At 61.6% G+C, this 24,973-nt stretch carries 22 protein-coding genes and 1 pseudogene; 11 read left to right on the forward strand and 12 right to left on the reverse strand.

Features of this window, described 5'->3' with window-relative positions:
• The 3 genes from Q0367_RS07375 to Q0367_RS07385 all read right to left on the reverse strand — a co-directional run.
• Positions 1-422: ferrochelatase (locus Q0367_RS07375; protein WP_298981376.1), on the reverse strand; the 422-nt coding region annotated here is incomplete at its 3' end.
• On the reverse strand, positions 419-1,153 hold the full coding sequence (locus Q0367_RS07380) for a chlorite dismutase family protein (protein WP_298981378.1): 735 nt from the start codon (positions 1,151-1,153) through the stop codon (positions 419-421). The genes Q0367_RS07375 and Q0367_RS07380, both read right to left, overlap by 4 nt.
• Before the next feature lie 194 nt (positions 1,154-1,347).
• Positions 1,348-2,517: a radical SAM/SPASM domain-containing protein gene (locus tag Q0367_RS07385; RefSeq protein ID WP_297636705.1), complete on the reverse strand. Its 1,170-nt coding sequence runs from the start codon at positions 2,515-2,517 to the stop codon at positions 1,348-1,350.
• A 220-nt stretch (positions 2,518-2,737) separates the two neighbouring features.
• Here Q0367_RS07385 and Q0367_RS07390 point away from each other — a divergent pair, with 220 nt between their 5' ends.
• Entirely contained in the window at positions 2,738-3,550 is an 813-nt protein-coding gene (locus tag Q0367_RS07390; RefSeq protein ID WP_297636709.1) for a polyphosphate kinase 2 family protein, read from the forward strand.
• A 400-nt stretch (positions 3,551-3,950) separates the two neighbouring features.
• Here the strand turns inward: Q0367_RS07390 and Q0367_RS07395 are convergent, their stop codons facing one another.
• Positions 3,951-5,300, reverse strand: a complete 1,350-nt coding sequence (locus Q0367_RS07395; RefSeq protein ID WP_297636712.1) for an acetyl ornithine aminotransferase family protein — start codon at positions 5,298-5,300, stop codon at positions 3,951-3,953.
• A gap of 33 nt (positions 5,301-5,333) precedes the next feature.
• Positions 5,334-6,134 (reverse strand): IclR family transcriptional regulator, encoded by an 801-nt coding sequence (locus Q0367_RS07400; RefSeq protein WP_297636715.1) that lies wholly within the window; start codon positions 6,132-6,134, stop codon positions 5,334-5,336.
• Positions 6,135-6,422: 288 nt separating this feature from the next.
• Here Q0367_RS07400 and Q0367_RS07405 point away from each other — a divergent pair, with 288 nt between their 5' ends.
• Together Q0367_RS07405 and Q0367_RS07410 are read left to right on the forward strand one after the other, a co-directional pair.
• The gene (locus Q0367_RS07405) at positions 6,423-7,316 is read left to right on the forward strand and encodes an MBL fold metallo-hydrolase (RefSeq protein WP_297636717.1); all 894 of its coding nucleotides are present in this window, start codon (positions 6,423-6,425) and stop codon (positions 7,314-7,316) included.
• Between the two features lie 112 nt (positions 7,317-7,428).
• Positions 7,429-8,001, forward strand: coding sequence for a DNA-3-methyladenine glycosylase I (locus Q0367_RS07410; protein ID WP_297636723.1), 573 nt, complete (start codon positions 7,429-7,431; stop codon positions 7,999-8,001).
• Position 8,002: 1 nt separating this feature from the next.
• Here Q0367_RS07410 and Q0367_RS07415 read toward each other — a convergent pair whose 3' ends face one another.
• Both Q0367_RS07415 and Q0367_RS07420 read right to left on the reverse strand, forming a co-directional pair.
• Positions 8,003-8,341 (reverse strand): nucleoside triphosphate pyrophosphohydrolase family protein, encoded by a 339-nt coding sequence (locus tag Q0367_RS07415; protein ID WP_297636726.1) that lies wholly within the window; start codon positions 8,339-8,341, stop codon positions 8,003-8,005.
• A gap of 44 nt (positions 8,342-8,385) precedes the next feature.
• Entirely contained in the window at positions 8,386-9,912 is a 1,527-nt protein-coding gene (locus Q0367_RS07420) for a hypothetical protein (RefSeq protein ID WP_297636729.1), read from the reverse strand.
• Between the two features lie 576 nt (positions 9,913-10,488).
• On the opposite strand from Q0367_RS07420, the gene Q0367_RS07425 reads away from it, so the two are divergent.
• The 7 genes and pseudogenes from Q0367_RS07425 (at position 10,489) to Q0367_RS07455 (ending at position 18,580) form a co-directional block, all read left to right on the forward strand.
• Positions 10,489-10,776 (forward strand): hypothetical protein, encoded by a 288-nt coding sequence (locus Q0367_RS07425; protein ID WP_297636732.1) that lies wholly within the window; start codon positions 10,489-10,491, stop codon positions 10,774-10,776.
• Positions 10,777-10,970: 194 nt separating this feature from the next.
• The gene (gene pepT / locus Q0367_RS07430) at positions 10,971-12,233 is read left to right on the forward strand and encodes a peptidase T (protein ID WP_298981383.1); all 1,263 of its coding nucleotides are present in this window, start codon (positions 10,971-10,973) and stop codon (positions 12,231-12,233) included.
• 198 nt (positions 12,234-12,431) lie between these two features.
• Positions 12,432-12,752: pseudogene (locus tag Q0367_RS21050) on the forward strand (DUF1269 domain-containing protein); the annotation flags it as partial.
• A gap of 7 nt (positions 12,753-12,759) precedes the next feature.
• Complete coding sequence (locus Q0367_RS07440; protein ID WP_298981385.1) at positions 12,760-13,344, forward strand: hypothetical protein; 585 nt, start codon at positions 12,760-12,762, stop codon at positions 13,342-13,344.
• A gap of 67 nt (positions 13,345-13,411) precedes the next feature.
• A complete protein-coding gene (locus tag Q0367_RS07445; protein WP_298981386.1) occupies positions 13,412-15,703 on the forward strand; it encodes a hypothetical protein in 2,292 nt (763 codons plus the stop codon).
• Positions 15,704-15,797: 94 nt separating this feature from the next.
• Positions 15,798-16,697 carry an META domain-containing protein gene (locus tag Q0367_RS07450; RefSeq protein WP_297641274.1) on the forward strand — a complete coding sequence of 300 codons (900 nt, stop codon included), beginning with the start codon at positions 15,798-15,800 and terminating at the stop codon, positions 16,695-16,697.
• 38 nt (positions 16,698-16,735) lie between these two features.
• Positions 16,736-18,580: a DNRLRE domain-containing protein gene (locus Q0367_RS07455; RefSeq protein ID WP_297641276.1), complete on the forward strand. Its 1,845-nt coding sequence runs from the start codon at positions 16,736-16,738 to the stop codon at positions 18,578-18,580.
• Positions 18,581-18,759: 179 nt separating this feature from the next.
• Here the strand turns inward: Q0367_RS07455 and Q0367_RS07460 are convergent, their stop codons facing one another.
• The 5 genes from Q0367_RS07460 to Q0367_RS07480 all read right to left on the reverse strand — a co-directional run bounded on the left by Q0367_RS07460 (position 18,760) and on the right by Q0367_RS07480 (position 23,427).
• Positions 18,760-19,500, reverse strand: coding sequence for a DUF4013 domain-containing protein (locus Q0367_RS07460; RefSeq protein ID WP_297636741.1), 741 nt, complete (start codon positions 19,498-19,500; stop codon positions 18,760-18,762).
• A 196-nt stretch (positions 19,501-19,696) separates the two neighbouring features.
• A complete protein-coding gene (locus Q0367_RS07465) occupies positions 19,697-20,770 on the reverse strand; it encodes an MraY family glycosyltransferase (protein WP_297636743.1) in 1,074 nt (357 codons plus the stop codon).
• 28 nt (positions 20,771-20,798) lie between these two features.
• A complete protein-coding gene (gene asnS / locus Q0367_RS07470; RefSeq protein WP_297636745.1) occupies positions 20,799-22,160 on the reverse strand; it encodes an asparagine--tRNA ligase in 1,362 nt (453 codons plus the stop codon).
• 9 nt (positions 22,161-22,169) lie between these two features.
• Entirely contained in the window at positions 22,170-22,442 is a 273-nt protein-coding gene (locus Q0367_RS07475; RefSeq protein ID WP_297636747.1) for a hypothetical protein, read from the reverse strand.
• Between the two features lie 235 nt (positions 22,443-22,677).
• Positions 22,678-23,427, reverse strand: coding sequence for a LysM peptidoglycan-binding domain-containing protein (locus Q0367_RS07480; RefSeq protein WP_298981389.1), 750 nt, complete (start codon positions 23,425-23,427; stop codon positions 22,678-22,680).
• A gap of 255 nt (positions 23,428-23,682) precedes the next feature.
• On the opposite strand from Q0367_RS07480, the gene Q0367_RS07485 reads away from it, so the two are divergent.
• Positions 23,683-24,972, forward strand: a complete 1,290-nt coding sequence (locus Q0367_RS07485) for a S1C family serine protease (RefSeq protein ID WP_297641278.1) — start codon at positions 23,683-23,685, stop codon at positions 24,970-24,972.
• Position 24,973: the final 1 nt, after the last annotated feature.

A 24,973-nucleotide genomic window follows, 5' to 3' on the forward strand; every position in this document is an offset into this window, starting at 1 on the left:
TGCGTGTGCCAGCTTTCAACGAAGTGAACTTCAAATGGCCGCTCGAGCTGCGCCAGCGCCTCGTCGAGCCGGCGACGATACGCGCCGATGCTGAGGCTGCTGTAGTGAGGTGCCATGCAGATGACGACCGCTTGCCGGACGCCGTCTGCGGCCATCTGCGCCACGACATCCTTGATCCACGGCGACCAGTGACGCATGCCGACGTAGACAGGCAGGCCGATGCGCTCCTGGAGCTTCGCCGCCGCGCTTTGCGTGATGCGCAGGAGCGGCGATGAGCCGCCGATGGCCTCATAGCGATGGGAGATCTCGTCGATCAACGACTGCGGCGTCTCGCGGCCGCCGCGAATGTCGAGCAGATAGGCGGGAATGTCCGCCAGGGAGTTGGGGCCGCCGTAGGCCAGCAGCAGGACGGCGGTCTTCATGCGTGCGCTCCTTCAAATTGCCAGATGGCCTTGCCGACGAAGAACGGACCAAGCCGCGCCAGATGCTGCGAGGTCTGCTTGGTCTTGCGCATGCGCTGCACGATGGAGGAAAGCGGATAGAGCTCCGGCCCGACCAGGGCGACGACGAAGTCGTTGTCGTTTTTATCCAGACCAAAGCAGGCCAGGCGGATGTCGGTGCCGTAGCCGGCGCGGCCATAGGCGTGGCCGACGCCGCCGTGCTCCATCAGGATGGTGCGCTGCTCCTGCGGCGAAAGTTGCTCGAAGGAGCCGGCGCGACGCAGGGGGTACCAGATGGCCCAGGGCCATTTCGGGTCGCAGACTTTCTGTCGCGGGCGGGTGATCAGCGCACGCTCCAGGTCCTCCTCGTTGCCGATGGCGTAGGTGCGGCCGAACATGGTGTATTCTGGCTTCGGCTGCAGCGCAACGAAAGGCGGACGATTCAGATAGCTGCGCAGCTCGTCCACAAAAAAGTCGGCGTCTTCGCTGAAGGTGAGCAGCGCCACGCCTTGGGGATCGTTGACGTCCAGATAGAGCACGCTGCCGAAGGGCTGCCGACGCAGCGAGTCGATCAGCAAGTCGGGATCGGTGCAGCCGCCGAAGGCGTGCAGCTGCATAAAGAGACGACGGTTGAGGCGGATGATCTGTCCGTCGGCGGTGCGCGCCTGCTCGCTGATGTCAAGTCGTTCATCGGTTGCAAATGGGTGCGTCATCGTTTTTAACCTGCTCTCCTTTATAATGTGCTCTCCAACTGGCGACTTTACTTTGTAACTCTACTTACTTTGTAACTCTACAAAGGTTTGTCGTAGGCTCGGCTTCCAGCCGGACGCTGACGGTGGACCGTCAGGTTTTGGCTCTTTTGAGGAAGCGCAGCTCCGAGCTGCGCCTCCAGGTTATAGGGCATGGATTACATTTCCACAAGCTTGCTGGAAGAGAGTGGCTTGGTTGTTTGCGGTTCATACGTGCAAAAAGGCTCTTCGTCCAAATATTCGTGCGTCATGCCGTAGGCGCGGGCGCGGCAGCCGCCGCAGATGTTTTTGAACTCACAGAGGCCGCACTTGCCGCGCAGCAGAGTGGCGTCGCGCAGGTCGGCGAAAAGCGTCGATTGCTCCCAAATTTCTTGCAACGGTTGCCGGCGGATGTTGCCTGCTTCGACCGGCAGATAGCCGCAGGGGAACACTTCCCCGCGATGGCTGACGAAGCAGACGCCGGTTCCGGCCAGGCAGCCTTTGGTCATGGCGTTCATGGCGCGCTGCGCGTCGCCCGGATGGCCGCCGGCGTGAGACCCGCCGGCGCGTTGCTGGCGATGATGGCTGTCCGGTCGCCGGCGCACGATGCCTTGTCGGCGCTCCTCCGCCTGTCGCTGGCGCACGATGCGGAAATAGTGCGGCGCGCAGGTCGCTTTCAGCTCGATGTCGCCGGCCATTTCTGCGTCGTACATCCAGTGCAGCACCTGCTCGTACTCGGCGCCGGAAATCTGCTGCTCAGGGGCGATCTCGACGCCGCAGCCGACGGGCACAAGCAAAAAGAGATGGAGCGCCTGGACGCCTTCCGTCTTGGCCAGAGCCAGCATCTGATCCATCTGATGAATGTTATGTCGCGCCACGGTGGTGTTGATCTGCACAGGCACGCCGATCTCGCGCAGGGATCGCATGCCCGCCAGCGCCTTTTCAAAAGCGCCTGCCCCGCGGAACAGGTCATGGGTGGCGGCGTCGGCGCCGTCGAAGCTGATGCTGACGCGACGCACGCCGCTTTCCTTGATCTGGCGCGCGACGGCGGCGTCGATCAGCGTGCCGTTGGTGGCGAGCGCCACAAGCAGGCCGGCGTCGGCGGCGCGGCGGGCGATGGCGAAGATGTCGGGCCGGAAGAGCGGCTCGCCGCCGGATAGGACAAAGATCGGTCGGGCGAAGGCAGCGATCTGATCGACCAGGTCGAACGCTTCGGCGGTCGAAAGGTCTTGGGGCAACAGTTGATCGGCTACCGTGATGCGTCGACAGTGGATGCAGGCCAGGTTGCAGCCTGCAGTTGTCTCCCAGAAGATCAGGCGAGGGGGAGGATACGACGCGAACGCGCTCATGACGACCTTCTTTGGATGGTGACTTGCAAGAAAATTCTACATAGGTTTGCGATCGAAACCTATGAAAATCTATGTGAAACACATTAAAACTGAGGCAAAACTATACAATGGCTTTGCTGAACGTGCAAATTTAGCGCAATCGGAGAGGAAAATTAAACGTGTTACAATGCAGGCGCCAATCTGTGTTCATCCTCAGCAAACACAAGAGGAGTTTTCTGTCATGAACGTCGATCACTATCGCGTGCAGCCGGGCAGCACAGTTCATCTTTCGCAATGGCCGCCGGATGACAAGAGCCTGTATGAAGGGGATAAGAAACAGGGAAAGCGCGACCTGGAAGAGCTCAACAGACGGCTGGAGACGCTGCAAGAGTTGCTCTATGCGGAGGGCAAGCATAAGGTGCTGATCGTCCTGCAAGGCATGGACACCTCCGGCAAAGATGGCGTGATTCGCCATGTATTTGACGGCGTCAATCCGCAGGGCGTCAAGGTGGCTTCTTTCAAAGTTCCGACGGCGGTGGAGCTGGCGCACGATTTTCTGTGGCGCATTCACAAGCAGACGCCGGGCAACGGGGAGATTGTGATTTTCAACCGTAGCCACTACGAAGATGTGTTAGTCGTGCGCGTGCATGGTCTGGTTCCGCCGGAGGTGTGGGGGCGTCGGTATGAGCACATTAACGCCTTCGAGAAGCTGCTCGTCGACGAGGGGACGACGATCCTCAAATTTTTCCTGCATATCAGCAAGGAGGAGCAACGCCAACGGCTGCAGGAGCGGCTCGACACGCCGGAGAAACGTTGGAAGTTTTCGACGGGCGACTTGGCCGAACGCAAGCGATGGGACGAGTACATGGCCGCCTATGAGGCGGTGCTCAGCAAAACCAGCACCGAGTACGCGCCGTGGTACATCGTGCCCTCCGACCGCAAATGGTATCGCAATCTGGTCATTTCACATGTGATTATACGCACGTTGGAAGGGTTGAACATGCGCTACCCGCAGCCGGAGGACATTGCGTTTGATGAGATTGTGATTGAGTAGGCGAGCATTGGCGGCGCCCCGGACGGTTCATGCGCGCTCCTTCGCACCCTTCTTGGACCCATGAAAGAGCCATGAGGGAGTGCAAAGGCGCACAAAGACTTTCCCTCGCAATAGAGTGGGTGTGGCTCCTGGCCGCATGTTTTCGGCGCTCATCCGGGGCGCTGCGCGCCGGTGCAAAGCTTGCAACAAGGCAATTGCGGCTCCCGGTCGCACGTTCTCGATGAGCAGAAAGGGTGATTTGAGGAAGCGCAGCTGCGAGCTGCGCCTCCAGGTCGCCAAAAGCATTTGTTGGATTCCATCAAGCTTCCCGGAAGGTCGTGTTCCATGAGAAAACTTCTCACCTGATGCGCAACCCCTAATCCTGCTTGGCGTCTTTGCGCCTTCGCGTTTGCCTCCAATGTCACATCAGCTCTTCTTCGGCCAGCGTCAACGCGTGCTCGAAGATTTCCAGACCCTCGTCCACCTCCGGGCGGGTGATGACGAGCGGTGGGATGATGCGCATCGTGCTGACGCCGCAGCCCATGATGAGCAGGCCGTGCTCGAAGGCCAGCTCGATGATCCGATCGCGCAGGCGCGCGTTGGGAGCGCGCGTCGCTTTGTCCTGAACGAACTCAACGCCGATCATCAGCCCTTTGCCGCGCACGTCGCCGATGCTGGGGTGACGCGCCGCCATTTCGTGCAGCCGGGAAAGCATATAGGCGCCCTGCTCGGCGGCGTTCTGGATGCCGCCGTTCTCCAGCACCTCCATCGTCGCCAGGGCCGCCACCATCGCCAGCGGGTTGCCGCCGTAGGTGTTGCCGTGCGCGCCGGTCGGCCAGGTGGCGACGCTCTGACGGGCGATGAAGCCGCCCAACGGCACGCCCGACGCAATGCCTTTGGCCGTGCAGACGATGTCCGGCTCGACGCCCCAGTGCTCGATCGCCCACCATTTGCCGGTGCGCCCCATGCCGGTCTGCACTTCGTCCACGATCAGCAGGATGCCATGGCGGTCGCACAGCTTGCGCAGCCGCGGGAAGAAAGACGCCGGCGGCACGACGTAGCCGCCCTCGCCCTGGATCGGCTCGACGAGCACGGCGGCCACCTCGTCCGGCGAGACCAGGTTCTTGAAGATCACCCGCTCGATGTAGTTGACGACGGTCTCGCCGTAGTCCGCTTCCCCGGGCTGCATCGCCAGCAGCGGGCGATATTCATAGGGGTAGGGGACGTGAATCACCTCGCGCTGAGGGAGGAAGCCGCGGCGCTGTGTGATCTTGCTGGCGGTGAAGCCGAGCGAGCCCAGCGTGCGGCCATGAAAGCCGCCGATGAAGCCGAGGAAATATGGCCGTCCGGTGTGATAGCGCGCCAGCTTGATGGCGCCTTCGACCGCCTCGGTGCCGGAGTTGCCTAAAAAGACGCTCGCCGGCTCTGCGAAGGGCGCAATTTCGTCGAGACGCTCGCTCAGCCGCACCCAACTTTCATGGTAGTAGTCCGAAGAGATATGCAGAAACTTTTCCGCCTGCTCCTGAATGGCGCGCACCACATGGGGGTGGCTGTGACCGGTCGAGTTGACGGCGATGCCCGACATGAAGTCGAGATAGCGGTTGCCGTCCACATCCCACACCTGTGAGCCGACGCCGTGCGACATCACAAAGTCCGCCACGCGGCCATAGGCGCGGGAAACGACGGCGCGATCTCGCTCCAGGATGGCTCGCGCCTTCGGGCCGGGTGTATGGAGTCGAGAAATGGTTCGAGTCGGATTGGTCCTCAACATAGCGCCTCCTGTTTTAAATCATGCGAAGAGCCTTTATCCTGGCCAGTAGCCAAGTTGACGAGAGATCTGGCGGGCCGCCATCTGCACCATGGCCGCCATCTGAGGCAGCCGCTCGGCGGTGAGGCGCAGGCTTGGACCGCCCACGCTGATCGCCGCCACCGCCTGCCGCTCCCGATCGAGCACCGGCGCCGCCACGGCGACGAACCCCGGCTCCAGCTCCCCCTGCGTAATGGCGACGCCCTCCTGCCGAATGCGCGCCAGCTCGCGACGCAATTGCTCGGGCTCGGTCACCGTCCGCTCGGTGAGCGGCTGCAACGGCGCGGCCAGCAGCTTTGCACTCTGTTCTTCTGGGCTAAACGCCAGCAACACCTTGCCCGTCGCCGTGGCGTGCACCGGCAGCCGACTGCCGACATCCTGCGTCATGCCCATCGGGTTGCCGCCAGCGACCTCGTCGAGCACGAGCACGTGATTGTCCATCAGCACTTCCAGCGTCGCCGCCTCGCCGGACTGCTCGGCCAGGGTGACCAACGTCGGCCTGCTCACCGTGCGCAGCGGGTTCGAGCGCATCGCCACGCCGCCCATGGCAATCAGCTCCACGCCCAACCGATATGCGCCCGAGAGCGGGTTGCGCATTACCAGATGTTCGGCCTCCAGCGCAGAGAGCAGGCGAAAGGCTGTCGTCTTATTCAGGCCGGTCGCCCGCGCCAGGTCGTTCAGAGTCCACTCCGGTTGCGCATCGCTGAAAGCCTTGAGCAGCGCAATGGCGCGCGCTACGGCCTGTGTGCCAGGATAGAATTCGGTTGCGTGCAGCTCCGCCTCTTTTACGGGAAACATAGATCGCGTATCCACAGACGATAAACTACACTTGTTTCATAATGTGAAATTATAATACACGATACAGAAAAATTCGTCAAGCAGCAAAATGATAAATCCAAGTCTGCCAGGCCCTGGCAGAGGATGCTGTTCGAATCGGCGACTTTCGGCGTCGATTCACCCGTCGATTTGTCGAGGCGCAGACCCTCATGACATACTGCAACCGTACGCACCACGGAACACGCAACACCCGCAGCGTCCTTTTCAAGTCAAGTTGGGAGGGCGCCGCAAAACGAGCAGGAGAGAGCTATGGCCTACACCTTGCAGATCGGCGCAATTCGCTGTCACATTTTGAGCGACGGGCTGCATTACGTCGATGGCGGCGGCTTTTTTGGACTGGTGCCGCGGCTGATGTGGGAGCGCGTGATCGAGCCGACGCCCACCAACCTGGTGCCGTGCGACTCCCGCTCCCTGTTGATCGAATCCGACGCCGGACTGATTCTGGTGGACGTAGGCAACGGCGACAAGCTGCCGCCCAAGGTGCGAGAGCGCATGGGGCTGAGCGAACGCAACCTGCGGCTGGTCGGCGAGATCGCGCGCGTGGGCTATAAGCCGGAGGACATCGACATCGTGGTTTTCACTCATTTTCACGGCGATCACATCGGCGGCGCCACGCGCTGGGCGGACGACGCTGCGGAGCAGGTCGCTGTGCCCACCTTCCCGCGCGCCCGTTACATCGGCAACCGCATCGAGTTGGCCGACGCCAGCTTTCCCAACGAACGCACCGCCGCCACCTACATCGCCGACAACTTTCGTCCGCTGCTCGATTGCAAACAGCTCGAAATCGTCGATGGCCCGCAGCGGCTCGCCACCGGCGTGCGCACGGACATCGCCCCAGGCCACACGCAGGCGATCCAGGTGGTGTGGGTCGAAAGCCAGGGCGAAAGCCTGCTCTTCCTGGGCGATGCAGCGAGCTGGGCGGTGCATCTCTCGCGGCTGGCATGGGTGCCGTCCTTCGACATCATGCCGATGATCAGCATCGAGACCAAGCGCCGGCTGCGCCATGAGGCGCTGGAGAAGGACGCGCTGCTGGTCTTCCAACACGATCCGCAGGTCGTCACCGGTCGGCTGGTCGCCGGCGCGCGAGGGCCGGAGGTGGAGCCGGTGCTGACCGAACCTGCGCATTTCGACGCCAGCGCGTGAGCGGGAGAGTGGGAGAGTGGGAGAGCAGGAGAGCGGGAGAGTGGGAGAGCAGGAGAGCAGGAGAGCGGGAGAGCGGGAGAGCTTGAGAGCGGGAGAGTGGGAGAGTGGGAGAGTGGGAGAGCTAGGGCGTTGTGGGTGGGCGGAAGGCGATCCGCTTTATCTTGCCTATCATGACGAGGAGTGGGGCGTTCCCGTCCATGACGATCGCAAACTTTTTGAGATGCTTTGTCTGGAGGGCGCCCAGGCGGGGCTTTCCTGGTTGACGATCTTGCGCAAGCGGGCGCATTACCGCGTCGCTTTCGATGGCTTCGATCCGGCGAAGGTCGCCGAATATGACGAGACTAGGGTGGCGTCGCTGCTCGCAGACCCGGGCATCGTGCGCAATCGCCTCAAGGTGGAGGCGTTCATCCGCAACGCTCGCGCCTTTTTAGAAGTGCAGGCGGAATTTGGCTCCTTCGACGCCTATATCTGGAGCTTCGTCGGCGGCGCGCCGCTGGTCAATCGCCGGCGCACGTTGCAGGAGCTGCCGGCGCAAACGCCGGAATCGGTCGCCATGAGCAAAGACCTCAGGCGCCGCGGCTTCACTTTCGTCGGGCCCACCATCTGCTACGCCTTCATGCAGGCGTGCGGCCTGGTCAACGATCACCTTGTCTCTTGTTTTCGCCACCCTGACCAGAGGCGCTGAGTCAGCGCGTATCGCCGTCCCCGCGGATTTTTCCTCGTTCCAACCGATCGTAGAGTTTGGTCAAATTGGCGCTGGCCACCTCCTCGAGAGCGAGGTCCAGCTCGGTGGCGATCTGCGCCAGATACCAGAGCACATCGCCCAGTTCCTGCTTGAGCGCCTCGCGATCCTCCGGCGAGATCACGCCCCCCTTGTCGCGAAAGAGTTTCTTGACTTTGCCCGCCACTTCACCCGCTTCGTTGACCAGCCCCAGCGTGGGATAGACGATCGGATGATCGGTGTGGATCAGGCTCCATGTGTGGCGTGAGGCGCGTTGATATTCATTCAAAGAAGTGACCTTCATGAATCGACTCTCCTGAGGTGACAATTTCAACTTTTAGATGAGGGCTACGAAGAGGCGCCTGAGCGCTGCCTGTAAATTGCAACGCCCACCGCCAGTGCAATGATGGCCAGGACGCCGGTCATAATCGCAATCGGCGTCAATCCTTCTCGCAGAGAGCGATCGAGCCAGCTAGGTTCGGAGCGCGTCTGCGCCGTCCGCAGCATTGCCGCCTGGGGGCCTGCCTCTTCCACCGGCAGGATGGTGGGCTCGCCGCTCTCGATGCCGCCGTTTGCGCCGGGGAGTTCGACGCCGGCGCCGGACATGGCCGACGACGGCGTATCCGTCGGTGTGATGGTGGGGGTGGGCGTATCGGTGGGGAGTGGGGTCGGCGTCGGCGGCGAAGTGGGGGTCGCCGTCGCCGTCGGTGCATAACAGATGGTCAACACCACGTCGTCGATGTATTGCCAGGTGCGCAGGTTGTTGCCGTCGTTGAGGACGTTGAAATAGAGCACCAGCGGTTTGCCGCGGAAAGCCGTGAGATCGACGGTCGTCTGCTGCCAGGAGGCGTTGTTGAGCCGCTTGCTGTAAAGAATCGCTTCGGTGGAATTGTCGAGATTGAGCAGAATGACCTCCTGGCGGTCGATCAGCACTCCGCGCGGCGCATTTTCCAGCGGGCCTTCCTCGGTGCGATCGAAATGCCACCAGCTCAGCGAAGCCGTGCTGGCCAGCGGCGAGATCTGGAACGGTTGCCGGATCGAAGAAAAGCTTTCTTGCGTTGGGCTGACGGGAACGGCGGCGGGGTCGATGCCGAGGCGCACCGCGCGCAGGCCCGTGCGCACCGGCGAGCTGACGAAGGCGGGACGCACAGGCGCGTCCCCGAAGATCCAGAAGGCGTCCTCCTCAAAGCCGCCGTTGAGGATGCCGTCGGTCACGCAGCCGGCGGGAAGCGGCGTTGCAGTGAAGGTGGGCGTCGGCGTCACCGTGACCGTCGGCGTTGCAGTGGGCGTCGGCGTGGTCGGACAGGCGATGATGGAGACGTCGTCGATGTTCATCCAACTTCTGCTGCCCACGCCGTCATTGTTGACGCCAAAGATCAGCGCGATCTGCTGCCCTGCAAAGCTGGTCAGTGGAAAATCTTGGAGCTGCCAGGATGTAAGATTTTGTTTGATGGGTGAAATCACCGGAACCAGCGCGCCGTCTGCGGTCTGAATATTGACGAACTGGATGTCGGCGTCGCTGATATTGAGATCAAACTGAGGGAACCACCGAAACGAGAGCGTGATGGTGTGATCCGACGGCAGGTTGATCGTCTGGCGCAGTGTGCTGCTCACATTTTGATTGGGCAGTGTGGTCGACAGACCGATATGCGCAGAAAAGTTTCCAGAAAACTTGACCTGCGAATCGGGCCAGGCGTAGCCCTGCGTGGACCAACCGGCCAGGTTCGGCGACTCAAAATCGCCGTTGTTGACCAGCTGGATGCAACCTGGCTGGAGGGCAGGACTTGCGCCGGGACGGGCGAGGGGAGCCGCATGCAATGGCGCGGCCCCGAAAAGAGTCAAGACGACGATCATGGTGAACAGCGCAACGCACATCCAGCAATGGCGCATCGAATGTGGCCTTTCAGTGGTGTGGTGAAGGCTGTGGTTGAACAGAGCCAAACGATATGCGCAAAACAATATGAGAGTCTCTTTCGTGGCGCCAAGAAAAGTTACTCTGTATGCGATTTTACCATATCGTCTGGCCGGTGGCAACGCTGACGCTAGGGCCGGATTCGACGACCATAGAGCGCTTGTGCCTACGTCGCCCTGCAAGAGACGGACTCGCTCAGTCTGCGTATTGCGAGTCGGTCGGCTTGCAGAGGCGCAACAATGGTCGGACGCATATGACTGCGAAGAGCCATCGACGTCGATGCACACCTTTCAAAGCCATGCGCTTCTGTATGCAAAAAAGATGTGCTCGGCGCATTGAGCGCACTGTATGCAATGCGCCTTGCTTTAGAGGACGGGCACGCTCCTCCATCGACAGTGCAAGCGATGCAGGCGCAAATGCATTTTTGCGGATTTGTTTGTGCAAGGTACAATCAAAAGCCAGCGCTTCAACTTTGTACATTCCCATTACAATAATTGAACACATAACAGTTGAATATTGAACAAAAAGGGGAGACAATCTTGAAAACAATTCCATCCCGCATCGTTTGGGGCGCGGCCGTCTTGCTGCTTTGGGCGGCCGTTCAACCTCTTTTCGCCGCCGGCGGGCGTGATGGAGCAGGAAGCGGAATTCTTCGCTGCGCTGGAGAAGGAGACTTTCTGCCGATCATCTTCCAGAAAGCCTCGACCTTCTGGAAGATGACTCCGGTGATCGGACAACAGGTTCCAACCGCAGACGCCGGGACGATCGTAGCGGCGGTTCGCAACCGCCGGTGCATGGATGAAGGCAAAACACCGGGACGATCGTAGCGGCGGTTCGCAACCGCCAGTGCATGGATGAAGGTAAGAATGTGCGGCTGAGAGCCGCACCTACGGTTAAACGGGGTGCATTTGAAAGCCACAGCGACGACGCTCGTTGCTCCCCCTCTCCCAGCATTGGGAGAGGGGGCCAGGGGGGAGGGCGCGCGGCTGAGAGCCGCACCTGCGAGGCTGGAGAATACGCTATGACGCATACACAATTCGATCGAGAACTCGAAGAACGGCTGATTCGCTATTGCAAGATCGACACGCAGGCGGATGAGCAGTCGACCACCTCGCCGAGCACGGCCAGGCAGCTTGACCTGCTCAACCTGCTCGTCGAGGAACTTAAGGAGATCGGCGCGCAGGAGGTGACGTTGACCGACTACGGCGCCGTGCTTGCCACCCTCCCGGCGACCGTCGAAACCCGCGCGCCGGTGATCGGCTTTCTGGCGCACGTGGACACTGCGCCCGCCTTCAACGCCAGCGGCGTCAAGCCGATCGTGCATCGCAATTACGACGGCGGCGAGATCGTGTTGCCCGACGACCCGTCGCAGGTGTTATCGCCGAAGCAGTCGCCTTATCTGGCGAAAAAAGTCGGCGAGGACATCGTGACCGCCAGTGGAACCACATTGCTCGGCGCCGACGACAAGGCCGGCGTCGCCATCCTCATGACGATGGCGCGGCATCTGCTGGCGCATCCCGAGATTCCCCACGGCAAGCTGCGCCTCGCCTTCACGCCGGATGAAGAGATCGGTCGCGGTGTGCATCCCAACTTGCCCGCCGACCTGGCCGCCAAGTTCGCCTATACGCTCGACGGCGGCGACCTGGGCGAGATCGTCTACGAGACCTTCTCGGCGGACAAAGCGACCGTGCGCATTCAGGGCGTCTCGATCCATCCCGGGCAGGCCAAAGGCAAGCTGGTCAACGCGCTGCACCTGGCCGCCAAGATCATCGACACCCTGCCTCACGTGAGGCTGACGCCGGAGACGACGGAGGGGCGGGAAGGGTTCATCCATGTCTATCAGATGAGCGGCGCAGCGGCTGAAGCGGAGCTGCATTTTATCCTGCGCGACTTCGAGATGGATCGGTTGGATGCGCATGGACGACTGCTCCAGCAGGTCTGTGAGACGATCCAGGCCACCGAGCCGCGCGCTCGCATCACCTGCACAATCACCCCGCAGTATCGCAACATGCGTTACTGGCTGGAGAACGACATGCGCCCGGTCGAGCTAGCGCGCGAGGCGTGCCGGCAGGTGGGCGTCGAACCCTTCTCCATTCCGATTCGAGGCGGCACCGACGGCTCGCGGCTGACCGAGATGGGCGTGCCCACGCCTAACATCTTCACCGGCATGCAGAACATCCATGGCCCGCTCGAATATGTCAGCGTGCAGGACATGGGGCGCGCAACGGAGGTGTGCATCAAACTGGTGCAGCTGTGGAGCAAAGAGGAGGAATCGGAAGGATAGAAGAGTGACGCCGTCGAGACTGTCCTGTCGCATATTCTTTATATGTTAGAGCGTTTCCTAATGCTGCCGTACACCCTGATCGTGCTCGGCGTCTGGCTGATCCTTTTTTGTGTTGTGGTTTATGCTTGGTTCCCCTGGGGCCGGGCTATCCAATCATTATAAATTTTTCTCAATTTTAATTTCCTAAGGAGGTTCTCTATGGCGACACTCACTGTGTTCAAATTTGGCACGCCGGACGGCGCCGCCCAGGCGTTGGGCAGCCTGGAAGAGATGCAGAAGCAGCAGCTCCTCACGATCCTGGATGCGGCGATTGTCACCTGGCCGGTTGGCAAGAAAAAGCCCAAGACCCGTCAAATGTTCAGCACGGCTGCAGCCGGCGCGCTCAGCGGCGCCTTTTAGGGCATGCTCTTTGGGCTGATCTTCTTTATACCCTTCTTTGGGTTGGCGATCGGCGCGCTGACGGGCGCGCTGATGGGTAAGTTCACCGACTATGGCATCAGCGATCAGTTTATCAAGGAGGAAAACTATGTTCTGGATGGGAATCGTGTTGATTGCAAGCGGCGTCTTCTTGCTGGTCTATGGCGGGTTGTTGTTCCGGTTTTCCCTGGCGGTGGGGTTCTTCGTCCTCGGTTTTAGCCTGGCCTCCTGGTTGTTCTCCGGTCAGGAAGATGTGATTCGCATTCTGATCAGCTTAGTGGTGGGCGGCGTTTTGGCAGGTCTCGGCTATGCACTGGTGCGCATCGTGCTGCACACGGCCGGCGCCCTGCTTGGCGCTGTGCTCATGCTGCTGTTGTTGTCGTTGCTACCTGTCAAGACGCCGGAGTTTCTTAGCGTGATTTTGATTGCGGCAGGCTTAGGCGTCGTCGGCTACTTCGGCGACCGTCTCGGCGATTGGTCGATCATCCTGGCGACGTCGCTGGCCGGCGCATACGCCATCGTCCTCGGCCTGACGCGTATGTTTCCCGCCGCCGTCGAGGTCGGTGCAGACTACGCCTCCGCCTATGTGCCTTTCACCGGCCCGGCCTTCGCCGTCTTTGTGATCGTCTTTTTGATCGGCGCGCTGGCGCAGGATCGGATTCGCTCCGTGCGCGGTCGCTACGTGAATCGCTGACAGGCCCCTTTCCCACTCAAAAGGACCCTATCTGAGTCTTCTCGACGCTCGATACAGGAGCATTCCCATGCGTCAGATGCACCTTTGCCGCCCCCTCTTAACGGTCATCGCCGTGCTGACGCTGGCGGCCTGCACCCCCGTCCAACCGCCGGTTGCTTCCTCGACCGACGATGAAAGGCTTGCGGGCGCCCCTCTTCCTCCGGCCGTTGAATACAACTTGGGCGAGACGACCTTGATCCAGGATCAGTTTCCTGAAGACCACCGTTTTCATAAAATGCCGGTGCGGCTCAACGGCCTGATCGCCGCGCCTGCCGAAGGCGGCCCGTATCCGGTCGTGCTGATTCTGCATGGCGCGCACCCCGGTTGCCCGGTGGATGAGGCGGGCGTCGATCGCTGGCCGTGCGATCCAGAAGTGGAGCAGCCCAACTATCGCGGCTTTGGCTATCTGGTGCGTGCGCTGGCGGCGCATGGGTACGTGGCCCTCTCCATCAACATCAACGCTGAAAACACCTTCGGTTTCGGCGAACCGTATCCGTTGGAGCGGCTACGTCAACTGGTGCTCTTGCACATGAACGCGCTGGCGAAGGCTGCGGAAGGTGGTGAGAATCGCTTTGGCGTCGAACTGGCAGGCCGCGCCGATGGGAGGCGGCTGGCGCTCTTCGGTCACTCGCGCGGGGCGGAGGCAGCCGTTGCCCTTGCGCGCGAGCAGCTTCGGGTGGACATGCAACGCTTCTACGGTCCGACGGCTGGGGTGCTGCTGATCGCACCGGCGGCAGTTCTGGTCGACCCGGAAGGTGGTGCGCCGGCGCCGATGGCGCTCCTTAACGCCGCCTGCGACGGCGACGTCGTCGATCAGGCCGGCAATGCCTTCTTTGAGTTTGCGCGCAATGCGCCCGAGCAGACTGCCTGGGCCGCCTCGGTCTGGCTGGAGCGCGCCAACCACAATCACTTCAACACAATCTTGGGCTCCGACTTCGCCGACCAGAGCGAACGGCCCGACTGTGCGCCTCTTCTGGATGCAGAGGCGCAGCGGGCGTTTCTTGTCAACTACGCCGTCGACTTTCTCACGACGATCTTCAGCCACGATCCGGCGCAGGTGCGGGCGGCGATGGTGCGCATGGGGATCGATGCAGCGACGCCCGCCAGCGCAGAACTGTATGGGTTGGCGGCGCAGGCCGCGTTGTTGGCGGATCCGCGCCACCGCTTGCGATTGTTGACCCCGCTCGGCGAGGACGATTTCGCCGTCAGCCCGGTCGGCGGCGCCGTGCGCGCCGAAGGCATTGCGACGCTCTTCTGTCCGGCGCGCTACTACACGCCGTTCACTGCGCCGGAGCTGGCGGATTGCCACCGCGCCGAGGTGACCGTCCCGGGCCAACCGGCGCACGCCCTCATCCGCTGGGACAGGCCTGGCGGCGCGTTGCGCTTCGAACTGCCGATTGGCCTCGGCAATTTGCTGTTTTTCGATGCCTTCAGCGTACGCGTTGCGGTCGATCCGCTGTGGGAGGAAAATCCGTCCGGCGCGCCTCAGTCTTTCTCGGTGCAGGTGACGGATCGCAGCGGCGCCACTGCACGCGTTCCCATGCGCGCTGATGAACCGGCGTTGCGCTATCCGGCCGGCGAGATCCAACCGGATGACGTCTTCGGCGAGATTTTCACCGGTCGGCTGCCGCTGACGCCGGTGCGCGTGCCTCTCAGCGCCTTCGAGGGCGTCAACCTGGCCGACATCGCCGAGGTGGCGCTCGTCTTCGACCAGAGCGAGAGCGGCGCGCTCTTCGTCGCCGACGTGGAGCTGGTGCGCGCAGCGGTCTCGCCGCGCCCTACATTGAGCGATCCACCCGGAGCGGAACTGCTCGCCGCCGCCGAAGCGGGCGACGTGGAGGCGATGCGCCAGCTCGCCAATGTCTATCGTCCGACGGAGGCGCTCGGCATTCTGTACGGCGACCTGGAGCAGGCGGTCTTCTGGTATCGCAAAGCCTGCGCGGCCGGCTACGCCAACGCCCAGGTGGATTTCTACATCTTTGCCCGCATGCACGCCGAACGCTATGGCGACGCATTTCTTGACGAGGCCGTCGCTTGCCTCGAAGACGCCATTGCCCAGGGGCATCGCGAGGCAATCATCGAAGGCGCCTTCCGCGCCGCCTTCATGGAGGGGGACTACAAAACCGGTTTCTTTCGCTACGCCTTGCTCGAAGAAGCCGACCCTGAAATCGCTGCGCAACGATTCGTCTTTGCCGACCGGTTGACTCAGGCGGAAATGGACGCAGCGGAAGCCGCCGCCGCCGAGTGGCGCGCCACCCATTCTGTGAAGACCTACAACGATTTCTTTGCGGAAGTTGACTCTCCTTTTCGCAGCCCCTGAGCGATGAAAGTAGCCCTGACCGAAGTCAACGCTTTCATCGCCGATGATCGATTTTTGTTGTTGCAAACCAGCTCAGAGAAACGGAGAAAACCCTATGCAAAAAACGAGCGTTTTTAGAGCGATGTCGCTGGTGGGGTGGTTGACGATTGCAGCGCTGTTCTTCGGCGCCTGTCAGCCGGTGACGGCGCCGTCGGCGGAGCCATCCACCCCTCAAAATGCAGCGACGCCCGCGGCGGAGGAGCCTGTTGCACCTGCGGACGAAAATGTCGGAGAGGCCACAGAAGGAGGGGCGCCCATGCTGGAAGGCGTGATCTGGCAGGTCATCGAATATCTGAACGCTGACGGCGCGCTCGGCGAAACCGTCGCAGAAGCCACCATCACCTTCGAGAATGGCCGCGTCGGCGGCAACACCGGCTGCAACAATTTCTTCGCCAGCTATACGCTTGTCGGTCAAAAGTTGACGATTGCGCAGATCGGCAGCACCATGATGATGTGCGAGGACGCCATCATGGCGCAAGAGCAAGGGATTCTGGCGGCGCTGGGCAAGGCAGCCGCCTATGCCCCGAAAGAGGAGGGCGTTGCGCTGTTGGATGCTTCCGGCGCAGTCGTTTTGACCCTCGTTCCTCAGCCGCAGGCTTCATTGACCGGCGTCGTCTGGCTGGCGACCATGGTCAACAACGGCCGGCAGGCGGTTGTGAGTTTGGTGGAAGGCGCCGAGATCACGGCCACGTTCGACGAGGAGGGGACGTTGTTCGGTTCGGCGGGGTGCAACAACTATCGCACCAGCTACACCCTTGACGGCGACGCCATTGCGCTGGCGCCGATCCTTTCTACGCGGAAATTCTGCAGCGAGCCTGAGGGGGTGATGGAGCAGGAGGCTAACTATCTAGCGGCGCTGGAGACGGTCGCCACGTGGTCGATCCGGGGAGATGTGCTCGAGCTGCGCGACGCCGACGGCGCTCTGGCGGTGAGTTTTCGGGCGGCCGGCCGGTGAGGCTGCTTGCCTTCTTTTTTGCGGAAAGGTGAACCCTGATGCAGCTCCATTTGATTGTGTCGCGACGAGCAGCCGCACACACTCTCCGGCTCCTCGTTGCGCTTGCCTTCTCATGTTCGCTTGCGGCCCCGCAGCCGCTCCATGCGCAAACGTCGTCAGAAGAAGCGCCGCCATCGACGGCTCTCCAGCCAAGCCTGATCGAGATTCTGGAAAAGGCGCCGAAGACTCGCCCGGCGGTCGTAGGGCAAGACGGCTTCGCACCGGGTGAGGTCGGCGCTGCTGCGCTGGCCGACCTGCCCGACCGCACACAGTTCGCCGTGATGGACTACACGGTGGAAGGCGCCATCGTCAACGCCACCGTGCAGCTGCCGGCGTCGCAGGGCGTCTATATTGCGTCCGGCTTCCCGAACAGCAACTTTCTCAACGAATCGACGATGCAACTGGGGTGGGACAACCAGACCGGCCGCCAGGCGATGCGCATGTTGCTGGAGTTCAACCTCGCCGGCCTGCCTCCGCAGTCGCAGATTCAGAGCGCCGCCTTCTTTATCAATCAAACCCGCATCGAGCCGCCCGGCGACGGTCAGGGAATGAGCTTTCGCGCCCAGCTGATGCAACAGCCCTGGGCTGCAGGCAGCGTCACCTGGAACAACGCCAACTTCCTCGGCGGCGCAGAATTCCCTCTGGGTTCGGTTCCACCGGCGCTGGGGTGGGTCACCGGGCCGGCCACGGCTGCGGTGCGGACATGGGCCTCCGGCGAGCCGAATCGAGGCCTTATCATCACCGGCGACGAGACGCCGACGCCGGGGCGTTGGCGCCAGTTTTGGGGCGTTGGCCCCAATTCGCCGCCCCAATTGTCTCCGTATCTGGAGGTCACTTTCACCGCCAACTGCGATACGCAGCCGCCGATCGCGACAGTCAATGCGTTGCCCACCTTCTCGCCAGCCGAATTTCGCGTCTTCTGGTCCGCCTTCGACCCCGCCCAGCCGGGGTGCCCGGCCAGCGGCGTGGCGTGGTACAACGTCCAGTATCGCATCAACGGCGGCAGCTGGGTGAACTGGCGCAACCAGACCGAGACCGACAATTTCGGCTTCCGTCGCGATGCACCCAACGGCGCCACCGTCGAATTTCGCGTGCAGGCGGCGGATAACGCAGGCAACGTCGGCCCGTGGAGTCAGCCCGTCAGCACCATCATCGATTCTGAACCGCCGGTCGCGGCGGTGAACCCGCTGCCGCAGTACACGATCTTCCCCGCCTTCACGGTGACCTGGAGCGGGACGGACAATCTGTCGGGGATCGCCTATTATAATCTGCAGGTTCGGGTCAACAACGGCGCCTGGGTTCAAGTGCTCTCTGAGTCCACCGCTGTATCCTTCCAGATCACCGGCGCGCAATTTCGCGATAAGTTCGATTTCCGCGTGCAGGCGGTGGACAACGTCGGCAACGTGCAGCCGTGGAGTCCGACGGCGCAGGCCACGACGGTTGTGTTCGACCATCCCGTGGCCAGGGTGCTGCCCTTCAACCCGGCGCTCATCCAGTCGACTTCGCCGGTGACGAATGTCATCACCGTCAACTGGCAAGGCTTCTTTGCGCCGGGCACGACCATCACGTCATATGAGCTGCGCTATCGCTACGCTCCCTTCGGCGGCGCTCCCGGCGCATGGATGACCTGGAGCACCTTCCCGGGTTCGCAGACCTCGGCCAACTTCACGCCTGCTCAGGGCAACGGCCTCTATGAGTTCTTTGCGATTGCCACGAATAACGTGGGGCAGGTGCAGCCTTTTGAGCCGGACAGCGGATTGAGCGCAACGGTGATCCTCGATCTCGAAGACACGATCCAGGTGCGCGCTTATATGCCGCTCGCGTTTCATCAGGGGGTCGATTGAGGAGTTCGGTTTGACGAAAGCGGAGTGCAATGATTGCCGGACGATTTTGTCAAAAACTGTCAGGAAGGCGCCATGTCCCCGGTTGCGCCGCCAGCGCCAATCAATTGCGCCGTCCACCTTCCCGAAAGCTCAAATCTTTCGGGAAGGTGAACAACCTGCTACACCCGCAGTCGGTGCGTTCAGATGGATGGATCGTTGCCTGCGCTTTCCGTCGTCGGGGCCGGCGGCGCAAAGGGCGGATAGTACATCTCGCCGGTTTTGTCCTTGTAGGCGATCTGGCCTAACAGATTGAACTGATAGAGATACGCCACAAAGGTGGCCAGCGGAATGGTGATCACCAGTCCCACCAGGCAGAGGAGCGTGCCGACGACGTTGGCCGCCATAAAGAATACAAAGTTGGCGATCAACACTGCGATCAGGAAGAGCGCAACCTCGATCAAGTGCTGGCGCGTCCAGGCGAAAATTTCGCTCAGCTGCAGGCCGCTCTGAATCTGTTCGTCGCGCGCAAACCAGAGCACAAAGCCGGGCGTCATCAGCGTGACGAAAATGCCGTACAGAAAAGTCAGACACGTCGTCCCGACCAGGATCATGACGCCGAAGGTGCGCACGAAGCTGTCCGAGTCCGCCAGGATCGCGCCGAAGAAGAGCGGAATCGCCGCCAGCGCCGCCGGCAAGCCCCAGATCAGGTAGACGATGGCCAGCTTGAAGCCGCGCACCAGGTCGCCGCTCCAGTCATCCCACTCCGGCAGAGGCGGCCGTTTGCCATCGCGCATGTTTTGCGTCAGGCGCAACGCGTAGCCAAGCAGGATGAGCGCTGGCACAATCAGCGGAGCAAAGAGCGCCAGCGCAGCGCCGATCACAACTTTCTCTTTCCAACGCGGATCCTCTGTGATAAAAGTGAGCGCTTTGATAAAATCCATAGGTCTTCCCCCTGTTGCATGCTCGATGACTGCGTTTTCATCCTCCAGGAGGCTCGAAGCTTCCTGGAAGATGCACAGCCTCCCGAATCGTAAGGTTCATCAGGTCGCCTGAAAGGTTGTATTTCACGCCTCGGAACAACAATACGAAAGGCCGACCGTGAAGTTGCAGCGAATTGCGGCGTCGGTGAGCTTGCAACTATGCGGACGTCTCTGGCGCCTGTCGGCTGGCCCAGACGAAGAGTGCAATGCCCGCCACTGCGCCGAACAGCAAGGCGCCCAGTTTAAAGAGGCGGTCGTCGATCGTCAGGGTGAAAACTCCCAACACAGCGCAGAAGAGCCAGTAACTCACCACCAGGACGCGTTCGTCGACGCCCATATCCAGCAGCCGAAAATGCAGGTGATCGCGGCCCCCTTGCCCCGGCGATAGGCCGCGGCGCCAACGCGAATACATCAGCCAGCCCACCTCCAACGCCGGCAGGCCGACGACCATCATCACGGTGGCCAGCCGCGCGCCGCCGATGATGCCAAGCGCAGCGACGGCGAAGCCTAAGAAGTAGCTGCCGCTGCTTCCCATGAAAATGCGCCGCGCAAAGTTGAAGGGCAGAAACCCCAACGTGACGCCGAGCAGCGCCGTAGGCAACAGGGCGACGCTCAGCTGGGGCGGCTGCGCCTTGAAGATCATGTGAAGCGCCAGCACCGTCGATAGAACGGCGGTGACGCCCGCCACCAGCCCGCTGGCGCCGTCCAGAAAGTTGATCGTGTTCATCATTCCCATGAACCAGAAGGTGGTGAGCAGGAAGACCAGCCACCAGGGGAAGCCGTCCGGCCCCCAGAGGAATCCTTCGGCGAAGGGGTTGTTGACGTGCTTGATGAAAATGAGGCCGGCGAACGCAATCACGGCGGCGCCGAATTGAATGAGATATTGAGGTCCGGCGCTGAGGTTGAAACGGTCGTCGATCAGTCCGAAGAGAGCACAGTAGAGGGAGCCGATCAACAGCGCCGCCAGGCGACGCTCTTCGTTCGGATCGTTGCGCGCCGGAAACCAATCTGCGACCGCCGTCGATGTTTCGGGGAGGAAGGTGATCAGCAGCACGGTGATAAAAAAGCCGCCGAAAAGCGCCAGCCCCCCTGTGCGTGGGACGACGCCGCGGTGCCTGCGGCGCCCTCCCGGCGCATCGACCAGCCCCCAACGCCGCCCCACCCAGCCTGCCAACGGCGTCAGAAGCAGGGTGAGCAGAAAGGCGAAGGCCAACGTGGCGAAGAAGACCATAGCTCAGTGCACAAACGCCCTGATCGCTTCAGGGGCGCATCGTCGTCAGCGTGCGCGGGAAGGCGATCGTCTCGCGCACGTGATCCAGTCCGCAGACCCAGGCGACGGTGCGCTCCACGCCCAGACCAAAGCCGCTGTGGACGACGGAGCCGTACCGGCGTAGGTCGATATACCACTCATACGGTGCCAACGGCAGGTTGTGGCGTCGAATGGCGGCGATCAATTTGTCCGGGTCGCTGATGCGTTCGCTGCCGCCCGTGATCTCGCCGTAACCTTCGGGCGCCAGCAGGTCGACGCTGCGACAAACTTCTGGACGATCCGGCTCTGGCTCCATGTAAAAGGCCTTCACCTGCGTCGGATAGTGGTGCACAAAGACCGGCTTGTCGAACTGGGCGGCGATGTAGGTTTCATGCGGGCTGCCGAAATCGTCGCCCCATTCGAGCGGAGGCACAGGGTCCGGATAGCCGGGCACAAGCTCCCCGCGGGCGGCGGCGGCGTTGACCATCTCCACCGCCTGATCGTAGGTGATGCGCGGAAAAGGTGGAACCACGCGCTGCAGCGCTGTGGTGTCGCGCTCAAGCACTTTCAGCTCCGGTTCACACTCCGCCAGACAGCGCTGCACGATGAAGCTGACGAATTGCTCCTCGATCTCCATCAGTTGTTCGAGGTTGCAGAAGGCGATCTCCGGCTCCACCATCCAGAACTCCTGCAGATGGCGACGCGTCTTGCTCTTTTCGGCGCGGAAGGTGGGGCCAAAGCAGTAGACCTTGCCGAACGCAAAGATGTTGGCCTCGTTGTAAAGCTGACCGGTCTGCGCCAGGTAGGCGGGTTCGCCGTGATAGTCGATTTGGAAGAGCGTGGTGGTGCCTTCGGCTGCCGCAGGCGTGATGATGGGGGTGTCTACGTTCAGGAAGCCGTGGTCGTCCAGCCAGTTGCGAATTGCGCGCACGATGACGGCGCGCACGCGCATCGCCGCCCATTGGCGGGAAGAGCGCAGCCAGAGATGACGATGCTGCATCAGGAATTCAACGCCGTGCTCTTTCGGTTGAATCGGGTACGGCTCGGCGAGGCTGACCAACTGCACGCGCTGCACGTCCAGCTCATATCCGCCCGGCACACCCGGCGCGCGTGGGTCCGCCTTGACCGTTCCGCTGACGATCAGGCTGCTTTCCTGGGTGATGGATTTGGCCGTCTCGAAATCCGCCTCTTCAACATTGCCGCGAAAGACGACGGCCTGGCAGATGCCTGTGCCATCCCGCACCTGCAAAAATACCAGTTTCCCCTTGCCGGTTTTGGCGTAGCACCATCCCTGTATCGTCACCGTCTCGCCGACGTGATCGGCGAGCGAACGAATCGTCACGATCGGCGCATTTGTTTGCGGTGCATTCATAAGCGACGCTCACTCTTCCTCTTCCCAATCCGTCCAGTTAAACTTCGGCTTTGGCAACCCTTTGAGCAGCGGGGCGTTGTTGTCGGCGCTCACGCCGCCTTCCACAAACAAGGAGGAAATATCGATGTGGAAATCCTCAATCCGGCGCCCGCTCTTGGAAAAATGTTCCGGGCGGAACTCATAGCTGTCGCGCATCTCCGGATGTGCAGTGTGGGTGTAGATAAAGACCGAAAGAGGTGGAACGTATTCGATCTCCGTCTCCGCGCTGGACGGAGCGCGCACCTCCTCCGTTATTCGCTGGCGCGACCGCGCCTTGCGTCGCGCCTTGCGGCGCCGCGCTGGCGCCTCTGAGCCAAGTGGCGATTGGGAGATCGGGGTTGGGGAGATCGTTGTAGATGGCGTTGCGTTTTCCTTTGCCGGACGAAAGAACCGTCGCCGTCCACGCCGCGGACTGCGACTCGACTTTCCGTTGCTCATAGGTCTGTTGTTCCTCTGCGATTCGTAGATGGATAGAAGGTCACGGAACTGTGAGTCTGGATATTTCCTGTCCCTGTGGATTGACCAAACGAGCCACGGCGCCGCGCTCCCAAAGCGGCGCCGCCTGATTCCAGTAGAGCGAGACGCTTGTGTCTACGCCCGTCCCCGTATACAGCGTGACGCCGGCGCCGGGGAACAGGGAGACGCCGCCAAATTGATAGACAGGGCCGTTCTCTTTTTCGAGCCGCCACCCCTGAAGATTGACGACCAGATCGCTGTCGTTGGCAATTTGCACGCCCTCGCTGGCGAGCGCGCCGGCGCCGACAAACGACGCGATCCGCAGCCCCGTCCCCCCCGTGGACGCCGAAAAGGGTGTGTTGGTCGCGGTCGGCGGGGCGGAAGAACCGCCGCGCGGAATCACCAATCGTTGCCCGACAAAGACGAAATCTGGATTGGTGAGGTTGTTGGCGTCCATAATCGCCTGCATGCTGACGCCATAGCGCGCGGCGATCGCCGACAGGATGTCGCCCGCCTGAACAATGTAGACCTCATCCTCGCCGATGGCCTCCGGCGTTGGCGTCGGCGTCGGGGCCTCCGCCGGTGGGCTTTCGGCGGCGGGCGTCGGCGTGAACGTGGGGATGGGGAGCGGCGCCGCGTTCGATGTTTCCAATGCAACTAACGGCTCGACGTCCAGGCGACGCTGTTCAACCACCCAGACGACCGCCACCGCGATCGTCAGGCTGATGATTGCGTTGAGAATAATGACAAAGGCCAGTTGACGTCGGTTCATGCTCGATCGTTCTTCTTTTGCGGATGGGCGCTTGCATAAAAAAGCGACCTCAACGCCGCCATGATGATTGTACCACAGCACCGGTTGAAATCACATCGGTCTCGAAATCTGGGTGCATCATCGGCGATCCCTGCACGCATTCACCGCCGGATGGAGGCTTGAAAAATTCAGTTTGGATCGTGAGCCAATTCACCGTATGATTCAAGCGGATCGCTGTACAGTGGTGTGCACAACGATTGTAGAGGCGTATTTGAAATGGATCTGAACATGTACGACCTGACGCCGCCCACGCGACAATCCAGGCTTCCTCTTTTCTTTGTCATTCTGGCGGTTTTCTGGCTGTCGGTCGCGCTCTGTGGCGTTGTCGCCTTGGGGTACATGACCATATTGCGCCCTGCTCCTGTGCAGTCGACGCAAGTGCGCACGCCGCCCTCGGCGATGCCGGTCGCTTTCCAGGCGACGCCTCAGCCATTGGTGATCGTGCAGCCGCCGCCTGAAGGCATCGATTATGAAAGCGCAGTTCTACGCAATCTCTATGAGCAAAACAATCGCTCCGTCGTCAATATCACGGTGTGGATGGAGCATCCTGCGTTAAGCAGCGGTTCGCTGCTTCCTCAAGCCCAGCCCGATCAAGGCAGCCTGCTGCCGCTGGTCAACGGCTCCGGCTTTGTCTGGGACGTGCAAGGGCATATTGTCACCAATGCCCATGTGGTCGAGGAGGGCAGACGCTTTCAGGTCACCTTTTATGACGGCGCCGTAGCCATCGGTGAAGTCGTCGGTCGCGACCCTGACAGCGATTTAGCCGTCATCAAGATCGACCCGGAAGGGTATGAACTCGCCCCTGTAAAGCTAGGAAACATGGATGAGGTTTTTGTAGGCATGCGCGTCGCCGCCATCGGCAACCCCTTTGGGCTGCAGGGCACGCTGACCAGCGGCATCGTCAGCGCCTTGGGGCGCACCATTCCCTCGACCCGCGGCAGTTACAGCATCCCGGATTCCATTCAGACCGACGCCGCCATCAATCCGGGCAACTCGGGGGGGCCGCTCTTCAATGAGCGTGGGGAGGTGATCGGCGTCAACGCACAGATCCGCTCCGAAGTGCGCGCCAACAGCGGCGTCGGCTTTGCCATCCCGGTTGCCATCGTAGAACGCGTGGTGCCTAGCCTCATCGAAAAAGGATATTACGATCACAGCTATATGGGCATCAGCGGCATGACGTTCAGTCCGATCTGTGGCGATGAACAAGGGCTTGACAAAGATCGTCGTGGGGTGCTTGTCAACGAAGTCATGCGGGGCACGCCCGCAGCCCGCGCTGGCCTGCGCGGCGCCGATAGAGCCATCCGAACCGCGTTTCCCGGCGTATGTCCATCCGGAACCGGTGGAGATTTTATTGTGGCGGTCGACGGCCGCCCTCTCAGCACGTTCGACGACCTGCTGGTCTACCTGGCGCGATATACAAGCCCGGGCGATACGATCACGCTCACCGTCGAGCGCCAGGGACGGACGCTGGAGATTCCGCTCACACTGGCGGCCCGGCCGCGCTGAC

This window comes from uncultured Caldilinea sp. (assembly GCF_937128415.1).
Classification (GTDB): domain Bacteria; phylum Chloroflexota; class Anaerolineae; order Caldilineales; family Caldilineaceae; genus Caldilinea.